This window comes from Falsiporphyromonas endometrii (assembly GCF_042654485.1).
GTDB lineage: Bacteria > Bacteroidota > Bacteroidia > Bacteroidales > Porphyromonadaceae > Porphyromonas > Porphyromonas endometrii.
Genome location: NZ_JBHSGO010000118.1, coordinates 1 through 4,212, shown reverse-complemented (window position 1 = coordinate 4,212; position 4,212 = coordinate 1). Strand labels below are relative to the sequence as shown.

The 4,212-nt window shown below is 41.1% G+C and carries 2 protein-coding genes; both read right to left on the bottom strand.

Annotation, left to right across the window (positions count from 1 at the left end; translation table 11 throughout):
- Window positions 1–265: 265 nt before the first annotated feature.
- Entirely contained in the window at window positions 266–2,242 is a 1,977-nt protein-coding gene (locus tag ACFO3G_RS03845; protein ID WP_380078152.1) for a peptide MFS transporter, read from the bottom strand.
- A gap of 31 nt (window positions 2,243–2,273) precedes the next feature.
- On the bottom strand, window positions 2,274–3,383 hold the full coding sequence (locus tag ACFO3G_RS03840) for a DUF4831 family protein (RefSeq protein WP_380078150.1): 1,110 nt from the start codon (window positions 3,381–3,383) through the stop codon (window positions 2,274–2,276).
- Between the last annotated feature and the right edge of the window lie 829 nt (window positions 3,384–4,212).

Sequence of the window (4,212 nt, the reverse complement as noted above, 5' to 3'; positions counted from 1 at the left end):
CCGGGCGGACGCCAATCCCCCCGGTGTTTTTCATGCCCGCCTGACGGATGAACTAAACAATGAAAGGAAATGATTAATTTTGACTCAAAGATAAATCTCCTTTACACACTTTTTGGGATACTACCAAGGAGGCCCGTACAAGCCTCCTTTTTCTTGTCCAATATTCTAAATTGAGGATACCCTAATGGAATGTCCGTCATACAAAAAGAGGCCGAATCGATGAAGATCCGGCCTCTTAATATTTCAAAGTCTTTCAACTGCCTTATTATGCAGCAACCTTTTCAAGTTTCTTCATAATTGAGAAGATGAAGATGAAAGAAAGGACACAGCATGCAATCAATACGCCCCAGAATGCAACCAAAGGAAGCTTATCCCAGAATGTACCCATCACACCTACAAGGAGGTTACCGATAGCTGTAGCTGCAAGCCATCCACCCTGCATCAAACCTGAATACTGTGGAGGTGCTACCTTAGAAACGAATGAGAGACCCATCGGGCTAAGGAACAACTCAGCAATGGTCAATGTGAAGTAAGTACCAATCAACCAGTTTGGTGATACCAAGACGTCAGATGTTCCCTTCAATGTAGAAGGAGCAGGTAGGCCAATAGATGCAACAAGGAGTACAACGAAACCAATAGCTGCAATCAACATACCATAGCCAATCTTACGAGGAGCTGAAGGCTCTTTGCCCTTACGATTGAGTGCTGCGAATATTGCAACGACTACCGGCGTAAGCACAATAATAAAGAATGGGTTGAACTGCTGGAAGATTTGAGGTGTAATCTTAACAAGCTCAGTCGCACCTTTCACATCCATGAAATAGGTACCGGCAAGTCCTGCAATACCGAGCAAAATTAAAATAGCACCAACCTTTGGATTCTTCTTTCCTCCAAATAGACCAAGAACCATTGCATACACTCCATAAAGAATTACAATCACCGGAATCAATGAAAGGAGTGAGAACATCATATTCTGTACAGGAGTAATGTTGCTAATCGTATAGTCTCGAGCAAAGAATGTCATACAGAGACCATTCTGGTGGAAAGCCATCCAGAAGAAAATTACGACAAAGAACACCAAGAACAAGGCAATCATTCGATCGCGAACCTCCTGCTTAGAAAGCTGGGGAACATTTGCATTTGCTTCTCCCGCATCTTCATTTTTCTTTCCTGCCACAACGTCTACAGACTTCCAGCTCTTCTTAAAGATTAAGAATACCAATACAGAGATAATCAAGCTAAAGCATGCAACAGCAAACGACAAGCTGTATGAAGTGGACAATGAGTCATGAACATATTCCGCAGAGAAAGATTCTGCAAATGCATCCGGATTATCAACCGAACCGCCCGGCAAATTAGAGGTATCAAATGCATTAATCTTAGCAATAACGGCTTCTTTAGCTGCCTGCTCATCTTTTGCACGACTCTCAAGCAATGTATATTCGTCAGTAGTCAAACCTTCGGCAGTAGGAATAACATTGGCATGAGTCAGCTGATAAATACCGGCCGCCTTCAAGTTAAACATTACTTCCTCTTTGTCCTTTGCGAACATCACACCTTGCTTTTCTTTGGCTTTCTTGATGATAGCCTGTTGTTCTTCTGCTGATTCTGAATCAAAATCAGAATGAGATTGGATAAGCTCTGTCATGAATTTCTGTTCATCTACAACCTTGTCATTCAAACGAACAAAGTTCTTCGGGATAGCAGCATCGTAAACATAATTCTGCTTCTCCAAAACGGCCTTATTGATAGTATTAGCCATTGACGGAGCAAAGAATGCACCGATGTTGATGAACATGTAGAAAATACTAAAAGCTATGTCTCTATTAGATTGATAGCGTGGATCATCATAAAGCTTACCCACCAAAGCTTGGAGGTTACCTTTGAATAATCCGGTACCGGCAGAGATTAGGAATAGTGCAGCAAACATCATTGACATACCTGCCACATCCGGTCCTGAAGGAACAGCAAGAAGAAGATAACCTCCAAACATTCCCAATACACCAAACAAAATTGTTTTACCATAGCCTAACCATTTGTCGGCAACGATACCTCCGAAGATTGGCAAGAAATACACCAATGCCAAGAAGGTTCCATAAATCATGCTCGTAGTACCTGACGAAAAGCCAAACTTAGCCTGCATGTAGAGAGCGAGGATAGCCAACATAGTGTAGTATCCAAAACGCTCACCCATGTTCGTGAGGGCTAAAACGAGTAGTCCTTTAGGATGATTTTTGAACATAAGATTTGAGTATTAATAATTGTGATTTGATTTATTTCTGTATTCCATGTATTTGCTCAATTGCCCCGGTTTCAGGATCAAATACAACCTGGATGTTATCATCCTTGCGAACCTTAAACAACTTGGGGATAAGAGACTGTCTCTGTCCGAATTGCACAACCGGAAGTTCTCGAGAGATAAGAGCTTTGCCATCATACTTTATGGTTACTTCAGCTTTACCGGGCACATTATATATAATACCCTTAAGCCCCTTCTCCATCTTGCGTTCTTCTTCTGGCGACTGAGGTGCAGTATTCTCAAGCACTTTCAGATCTAAAGTTACAGGAGCTCCACTTAAATCATCAGCAGAAGTGGGACCGTAAAATTCTGAGAAACGAAATATAGTACGATTATTCATGGAAGCCTCCGGATTGACATGCACTCTATAAACCGATTCTTCCTGCGAAGATGTACCCTCAAACAGAGCTAATGTTGCTGCTTCTTGCATTTCCAAAGCTTCAAGAGCAATCTTCAATGAAGCACCATCTTTGGGCATGGCATCCACATCACCTTTCATAAGATCGACCTTGCCCTCACGTATATCGAACAAATACTTGGCTGCAATATCAGCCTTTTTCGACATAGAGCCTGCCAATGCATACTCTTGAGGAAAAGATGGATCCGGATAAACCGGGAAAGGGATATTTTGCAACATATCCTCCATGGACTTATCCTCTCGGGAACTATATGGAGATACACCTTCACCGGCATTGATGGCACAGATGAGCCCTTTATCATTGAGATAAACAAAGGGCGCAACAGTACCCGAACGAAATTCCACAACATACTTATGGTCCGGATCAGCCACACCAACAGAACGAACTCGGATTGCTCTAATAGAATAGCGAGTAGAAGGTTCTGTACGGACAGCTTTACCTAAATATGTACGTGCGTATCCGGCAAATGGACCGGGCTGAAATGCCTCTTTCCTGACAATTGCTTCAACCTCAATTTCCGTGCGAGGAAGACTATAGACCACACCATAGTCGTTAAGCTTCGAGGCTTCAAAACGCTCCACATTAGCTTGTGAAAACACATCAAAGGTCCCTCCAACCAAAAAGAGAGAGCTTAGAAGGAATGTCGAAACAATTCGATTCATCATATATCTTATTTTGACCACTTCGCACAAAACTACAAAAAAAACTTCGCTATTAGGCCGTTATGACAATTTTAATCTATCATCGCGTTAAGCATCGACGGAGGCAGAAAACAACCTATCAACTTGACAAAGCACAAAAATTCGACTACAAAACAGACCTTTGTCAACCCCAAAGCCTATTAAAACTTTAAGCAATAGACAATAGTCAAAAATAAAAGCACATAAACTGACAATAACGATAAAAACAAATTATATGATTCACGCAATACCATCCAATCAGAATACAATACAAATGACTCGGAATACACAACAAGAATTAAGTTTAAATCGATAGATAAACACTCTTAAATCGAACAGATTTTAAGAGACTTTTTAGATAAATATTAATATAATTAAGCAAATAATGTAAATACGAATAAGCCTCTTTTAACTACAAATCTACCCGTTTTTAAGCCGGAAAACGACTCAGTTTGTACAAAAATCAAGATTGAAAGGATATAATCAGCATAGTGTTATGTTAATTTATGTATAAGCTGCTTTTAATTGACAAGTCAGAGACTTAAAAATCAACTTTAGGCTGCTTTTTGGGGGAGGTCGCGCGACTTGCAATCCATTCTCGCGCTACATTGAAAGTGAACTCGCGCGAGGTTGCACTTGAAGTAGCCGACTTTGCATGTCAAGGTCGCGCGAGATCGGATCTAAAGTAGGGGCTGTGTCATTATTCGTAATGATTCAGCCTCTAATTTTTTAGCAACCCCTCATTTTTGGAGTTTAAGCAGCCAATTTTTGGATGGGAGCTACCATTGGACTCACAGGAACTCCTAAAACAGAT

Bases quoted from the DNA above. Each gene is read 5' to 3' on its own strand.
- ACFO3G_RS03845 (WP_380078152.1), bottom strand. From the start codon at position 2,242: ATGTTCAAAAATCATCCTAAAGGACTACTCGTTTTAGCCCTCACGAAC.
- ACFO3G_RS03840 (WP_380078150.1), bottom strand. From the start codon at position 3,383: ATGATGAATCGAATTGTTTCGACATTCCTTCTAAGCTCTCTCTTTTTG.